This is a genomic window from Sphingorhabdus sp. (assembly GCF_044374345.1).
In the GTDB taxonomy this organism is placed as follows: domain Bacteria; phylum Pseudomonadota; class Alphaproteobacteria; order Sphingomonadales; family Sphingomonadaceae; genus Sphingorhabdus_B.
The window spans coordinates 1-5,845 of the sequence record NZ_JBILOS010000116.1 but is presented as its reverse complement, the minus strand read 5'-3'; the positions used below and the strand labels follow the sequence as shown (position 1 = coordinate 5,845).

Sequence of the window (5,845 nt, the reverse complement as noted above, 5' to 3'; positions counted from 1 at the left end):
AAAGAAGTGCGCCGCTTCTTTAAGGTGCAGATGCAAACGGTATGGGCACCGGCCATCACGACGTTGCTATATCTTATTATTTTCACCGTGGCTTTGGGAAGCGTGAAGCCACAGGTTCTGGGCGTTCCTTTTGCAGATTTCATCGCACCCGGCCTCATCATCATGGGTATGATGCAAAATGCCTTTGCCAATTCCAGCTTCTCTTTGCTGGTCGGAAAAATGCAGGGCACGATTGTCGATTATCTGATGCCGCCTTTGTCCAATGCAGAGGTTTTGGCCGCGCTGACATTTGCTGCGGTGACGCGCGCCTTTTTGGTGGGCGGCACAATCTGGCTCGCGATGCTTTTGTGGCCGGGCGTGCATGTTACGCCTGTGCATATATGGGCGATATTGTGGTTTGGCCTGATGGGTTCGATGATGCTGGCGCTTATCGGCGTTATGACATCAATCTGGGCGGAGAAATTCGACCATGCGGCCGTGGTTAGCAATTTTGTTGTTGCCCCTGCGGCGTTGCTGTCGGGTACATTCTATTCGGTTGATAAGCTGGCCCCGACATTTCAGGCGATCAGCCACGCCAACCCGTTCTTCTATGCAATATCGGGTTTCCGTTATGGCTTCATCGGTGCCGCAGACAGTCCCGTGATTTTTGGCGCGATTGTGCTGCTTGGCCTGAACATAGTGCTTGGCACCATCTGCTACTTGCTGCTGCGTTCGGGTTGGAAATTGCGGTCTTAACGACCGCGTCCGGTGCGTTAGTGTTTAACGCGCCGGTGTCCATGTTTGGGCCTGACAAAATGGCCCAATGCAGCCTTTGACGACCAGATTGCCCGATTTGCCTTTATAGACAATCGACCGATAGGTTTTGCCCGATTTGGGATCGTAAATCTGGCCCTTCCATTCATCGCCAGCCGCTTTGAAACCCGTCAAAACATTCATGCCCAAGATTGTCCGGTTGCGCAGCGCCCTGTCGGGATTGTTGATGTCTTTCGCGCCGGGACCGGCTGGCGGGTTCACAAGGAATTTGGACAGCCTGCCGCATATATTCTCGCCGCAGGGATAGACTTCAACTACGCCGTCCTTGCTTTGGGTGACCCATCTGCCCGTAATGGGCGAAGCGGCCTGCACCGATAAGGGCAACATCAATAATCCAGCGGCGGTCATCCATTTTTTCACGTCGGTCATCCTCAGTCCTTTTTAGCTGCGCCAGACATATGCAAGGGCGGGCCGTACTGCAATGCTTTTGCCTTTTACCACCGCCATGCTAATTGTGACGTCATGAATGCGATAACCCTGTTCGACTATTGGCGTTCCTCGGCAAGTTACCGGGTGCGGATCGTCCTCAATCTCAAAAATGTGCCGTACACACGCGTGCCGACAAGCCTGTTGGAAAATGAACAAAAGGCACCGGCCTATGTCGCGCGCAACCCGCAAGGCTTTGTCCCCATGCTGTCCATCGATGGCCATGACCTGACGCAAAGCCTTGCGATAATCGATTATCTTGATGCCAAATATCCCGAACCGGCGATGCTGTCATCCAACGCTGCGGATCGGGCCAAAACATTGGTGCAGGCGTTGATTATTGCCGCCGACATTCACCCAATCGATAATCTGCGCGTGCTGCGTTATTTGAAGGATGAAATGGGGCAGTCGCAGGAAGCCGTTGATAAATGGTACCGGCACTGGATCATCGAAGGGTTCACGGCGCTTGAGAATATGGCGCCCGAGGATGGGCTATTTGGTGGCGATATGCCAAACCTTGCCGATGTCTGCCTTGTCCCGCAAATGGCCAACGCGCGGCGGGTGGACACACCATTGGACCAGTTCCCCAAATTATCGCGGATTGATGCGGCGCTGACGGCTTTGCCGGCCTTCATCGCCGCCCATCCGGATCAGGTGAAGCCCGACTGACCCACGCGCGGTGCAAGCCACAACAGAGTGAATTTTATGCCACAAAAGACCCTGAAGCTCAGCGCTTTCCTTCCCTATCAATTGTCGATTACCTCAAACGCGGTCAGCGACCTGATCGCGCGCGCCTATCGCGGCAAATTTGCGCTGAAGGTGCCCGAATGGCGGGTGATGGCGCTTTTGGGGGAGGCGGAGGTCGCAACGCAGCGCGAATTGGTGGCGGCAACGGCAATGGACAAGGTGACGGTCAACCGTGCGTGCAAAACGCTGGAGGAACGCGCGCTCGTGAGCCGTGTGCCGAACAGCAGCGACGGGCGCTCTCACCATTTGGCCCTGACGGCCGCGGGCCGCAGCCTTTATGACCAAATCGTGCCTGAAGCGCTGCAGTTAGAGGCCGAGCTTGAGAAGATATTGGGCAGCGGTGAGGCGAAACAGTTGGAGATTATGCTGGCGCAGTTACGCGCACGCGTCATCGAGCTGGGTTAGCTTTACGCGCAGGCTTATCGAGCTGGGTTGGCTTCGCTCGCACGCTCATAATCGGTGGCGATTGCGGGCCTGCCTATTTTCGGGGTTTCAGTCTTGGGCATTTTGCGTTCGAGCGCATCAAGCCAGACATGGGCATTCTCGCCGACAAAGACCTGTGGCCGCGACGGCAAAAGCTGCAACATATTTTCCCACCGAGAAATCAGCTGAACCGCCTCGGCAACGGCATCATCAAATTTCTGCGGCTTGCGTAAGCCATTGTTCACCAAAGCGTCGCCGAAAAAGGTCCAGTCATTGCCGGGCGCGCAGCCGAATGATGTGCGTTGCGACGATGCCGCGGTCACAATGACGGTTTGGTCGTTGGTCAGCAACGGAATGAATATCCCTGAATAGCAAGCGGAGATCAGCACCATGCGGCGCTTTATGCCCACGCCATCAAGCAGCGCGGACAATCGCTGCGGTGCAATCATGCCGACGCCGTCGTTGCCGTCGCGATAGGCGAGCCCCGATACGGGGTCGCCATGGGTGGTGGCGAATAAAATCAGCACGTCTTCCTTCAGGTCCATTTTGCCCGCAACGGCGGCCAGTGCGACGGCAAGATTGGATGGCGAACCCTGCGGCGCGCCCGATGGCGCATCGTCGGCACCAGCGGTGAGGAAAAGCGTTTTGCCCGTTGCACCATAGCGGCGCGCCAGAACCTTTGCCGCTTCAGCCGATTCCCGCCCGAACACGGCGTCCGAGTCGAGTCCAATCGAAATGACATAGGCATCGACGACACCGGGCTTTTGCGGCTGCAGATTTGCTATCGCGCTGGTGAGGCGCGTGTGTTGCGAAAGATACCAGCTGGCAGAACGGTTCTGCTCCATCGCCCAGCCATTTTTTCCGGCCTCTGCGGTGCTAAAGGTTTGTTGCTGGCTGAACGCCGATCCGGAGACGAACAGGGAAAGTGCCAAGGCACTTGCTTGAAACATTCGCATTTTGGCGAGCCCCAACCCCATGCGGATATGTCTAAACGCACAGGCGCAGTTGCCGCAACAGCAATATCGTTGCATGATGTGCAAAAGCAGGAGAGCGATTATGAAACTTGCATCATTAAAGTCGGGTCGTGACGGTCATCTGGTTGTCGTTTCCAATGATCTCGCTTGGTATGCCGACGCAGCGCATATCGCGCCGACATTGCAGGCCGCGCTGGATGACTGGGACTATATTGCGCCGCGGCTTGAGGCATTGGCGACCGATCTGGAACATGCCGTCATTCCGCGCGAACGTTTCCATGAACATGCCGCTGCCGCCCCGCTGCCCCGCGCATATCAGTGGGCGGACGGCTCTGCCTATGTCAATCATGTCGAACTGGTCCGCAAAGCGCGCGGCGCGGTCTTGCCCGAAAGCTTTTGGCATGATCCATTAATGTACCAGGGCGGGTCCGACGAATTTATGGGTGCGCGCGATGATATCCAGCTGGCTGACGCAGCATGGGGTTGCGATTTTGAGGCGGAGATCGTTGTCGTCACCGGCGATGTGCCAAAGGGCACGCACCCCGCAGACGCGCTGTCGCATATCAAGCTTGTGGGCCTTGTGAACGACGTATCGCTGCGCAATCTGATCCCATCGGAATTGGAAAAAGGCTTTGGCTTTGTGCAGTCCAAACCCGCCAGTGCTTTGTCACCGGTGTTCGTAACGCCCGACAGCCTTGGGGCCTATTGGCAGGGCGGGATGCTGCACCGGACATTGAATGTGGATCTGAATGGCGCGCCATTTGGCCGGGCGGTAGCGTCGGATGATTGCACATTCGATTTCGGTGTCTTGATTGCGCATCTGGCAAAGACGCGCAATTTGGGGGCAGGGTCGATTATCGGTTCAGGCACCGTGTCCAACCGCGATGCCGATGGCGGTCCCGGTCGCCCCGTCGCCGATGGCGGGCTCGGCTACAGCTGTCTTGCCGAAGTGCGCATGGTCGAAAAAATCGCGACGGGCGAAATGACCACGCCATTCCTGCAAGATGGGGATGTCGTCCGCATCGAAGTCCGCGACGATGCTGGCCACAGTATTTTCGGTGCCATCGAACAGACCGTGCATTTGGGCTGAAGGGGACGGCGCATGCCGCCCCGTTCACTGTTTCGAAAACGCGTCGCCAATCGAGCAGGCGGCTGGCCCGATAATAACGATGAACAGTGTCGGCAGAATAAAAAGGATCAACGGCACCGTCATAATGGCGGGCAAACGTGCGGCCTTTTCTTCGGCGCGCATCATGCGCTCGTTCCGGAATTCGGCCGACAATACGCGCAAGGCTGATGCCAATGGCGTACCATATTTTTCGGTCTGAATCATGGTCGTAACAACGCCCCGGATCGAGTCCAGATTGACGCGGTACGCCAGATTTTCAAATGCAGTCCGGCGTTCGGTTAAAAAGCCAAGTTCAATGGCGGTGAGCGCAAATTCATCGCCCAATTCGGGATAGCCGCGGCCCAACTCCTTTGCCACGCGGTTAAACGCGGCATCGACGGTCAAGCCAGCCTCTGCGCAAATGACGAGCAAGTCGAGCGCGTCGGGAAGGCCTTTGCGGATGGCATCGGTGCGTTTCGTCACCAGGTTCGTCAGATAAATGTCAGCGGCCTTGTAGCTTAAAATCGTCGCCGCTGCGAATGCACCAAATTTCTTCATCGCGCTCCAGTCGGGTACGCCGTCCAGAGCATAAATCCACAGGCCGGCTCCACCACCGAAAATGATCGGCATCACCATACGGCTAAAGATGACCGAGACCGCGAGCTCTTTGCGGCGAATGCCCGCCTGCGCCAGTCGTTGCTGCACATCCTTAACCTGATCGTCCTGCAAAACCTGAAGCTTTGACAGCAGCTGGCGCATTTTATCTGTCGTTTCGGTTTTGCGCACAAGCTTGGCGCGCTTTTTCGATGTTGTGCCGGTGATGCCGGCTTTCAGCTGCTCACGGCGCTCGTTCAGCGCCTTCACGCGCTTGGCCATTGGATCGCGCACGGTAACGACTGAATATATGGCAACCACGACAGCGATACCCGCCACGACCCAAAGCAATGTCGCGAGCCACATGGCGTCCATGCCCAAAAGTTGAGGTCCACCCGGATTGGTCATTTTTGCTATCCTGCCCCCAACTTAAATTTCGAAATTGACCATTTTGGCCATTATGAACACGCCAATCGCCATCCACACTGCGCCGACGACACCGGCGATCATCAAACGTGGTTCATGGAAGAAGCCTTCGAGATATTCCTGGTTAATCGTCCAGATCATACCAAACACGAAAAATGGCAACGACCCGACGATATAGGCCGATGCCTTCGATTCCGATGACATTGCGCGAATTTTTAGTTTCATCTGCGCGCGCTTACGCAAAACATCCGCAAGGTTGGCGAGTGTTTCGGCCAAGTTACCGCCCGTTTCGCGCTGAATGGCCAAGGTGATGACGAAAAACTGGAATTCTGCG

At 56.3% G+C, this 5,845-nt stretch carries 8 protein-coding genes; 4 read left to right on the top strand and 4 right to left on the bottom strand.

Annotation, left to right across the window (positions count from 1 at the left end):
- Positions 1–735: ABC transporter permease (locus tag ACIQ5B_RS09975; RefSeq protein ID WP_397598887.1), on the top strand; the 735-nt coding region annotated here is incomplete at its 5' end.
- A gap of 24 nt (positions 736–759) precedes the next feature.
- On the opposite strand, the gene ACIQ5B_RS09970 is transcribed toward ACIQ5B_RS09975, so the two are convergent.
- Entirely contained in the window at positions 760–1,182 is a 423-nt protein-coding gene (locus ACIQ5B_RS09970; RefSeq protein ID WP_397598886.1) for a DUF2147 domain-containing protein, read from the bottom strand.
- A 93-nt stretch (positions 1,183–1,275) separates the two neighbouring features.
- Here ACIQ5B_RS09970 and maiA point away from each other — a divergent pair, with 93 nt between their 5' ends.
- Positions 1,276–1,908 carry a maleylacetoacetate isomerase gene (gene maiA / locus ACIQ5B_RS09965; RefSeq protein WP_397598885.1) on the top strand — a complete coding sequence of 211 codons (633 nt, stop codon included), beginning with the start codon at positions 1,276–1,278 and terminating at the stop codon, positions 1,906–1,908.
- A 36-nt stretch (positions 1,909–1,944) separates the two neighbouring features.
- Entirely contained in the window at positions 1,945–2,391 is a 447-nt protein-coding gene (locus tag ACIQ5B_RS09960; protein ID WP_397577617.1) for a MarR family winged helix-turn-helix transcriptional regulator, read from the top strand.
- Positions 2,392–2,405: 14 nt separating this feature from the next.
- Here the strand turns inward: ACIQ5B_RS09960 and ACIQ5B_RS09955 are convergent, their stop codons facing one another.
- Positions 2,406–3,341, bottom strand: a complete 936-nt coding sequence (locus ACIQ5B_RS09955) for a C13 family peptidase (RefSeq protein ID WP_397598884.1) — start codon at positions 3,339–3,341, stop codon at positions 2,406–2,408.
- A gap of 124 nt (positions 3,342–3,465) precedes the next feature.
- On the opposite strand from ACIQ5B_RS09955, the gene ACIQ5B_RS09950 reads away from it, so the two are divergent.
- Entirely contained in the window at positions 3,466–4,473 is a 1,008-nt protein-coding gene (locus tag ACIQ5B_RS09950; protein WP_397598883.1) for a fumarylacetoacetate hydrolase family protein, read from the top strand.
- A gap of 24 nt (positions 4,474–4,497) precedes the next feature.
- Here ACIQ5B_RS09950 and ACIQ5B_RS09945 read toward each other — a convergent pair whose 3' ends face one another.
- Positions 4,498–5,493: a type II secretion system F family protein gene (locus tag ACIQ5B_RS09945; RefSeq protein WP_397598882.1), complete on the bottom strand. Its 996-nt coding sequence runs from the start codon at positions 5,491–5,493 to the stop codon at positions 4,498–4,500.
- A gap of 21 nt (positions 5,494–5,514) precedes the next feature.
- The coding region (locus tag ACIQ5B_RS09940) for a type II secretion system F family protein (protein WP_397598881.1) at positions 5,515–5,845 on the bottom strand (331 nt) is incomplete at its 5' end.

Excerpts from the sequence above, each read along its gene's own strand:
- ACIQ5B_RS09970 (WP_397598886.1), bottom strand. The coding sequence starts at position 1,182 with ATGACCGACGTGAAAAAATGGATGACCGCCGCTGGATTATTGATGTTG.
- maiA (WP_397598885.1), top strand. The coding sequence starts at position 1,276 with ATGAATGCGATAACCCTGTTCGACTATTGGCGTTCCTCGGCAAGTTAC.
- ACIQ5B_RS09960 (WP_397577617.1), top strand. The coding sequence starts at position 1,945 with ATGCCACAAAAGACCCTGAAGCTCAGCGCTTTCCTTCCCTATCAATTG.
- ACIQ5B_RS09950 (WP_397598883.1), top strand. The coding sequence starts at position 3,466 with ATGAAACTTGCATCATTAAAGTCGGGTCGTGACGGTCATCTGGTTGTC.
- ACIQ5B_RS09945 (WP_397598882.1), bottom strand. The coding sequence starts at position 5,493 with ATGACCAATCCGGGTGGACCTCAACTTTTGGGCATGGACGCCATGTGG.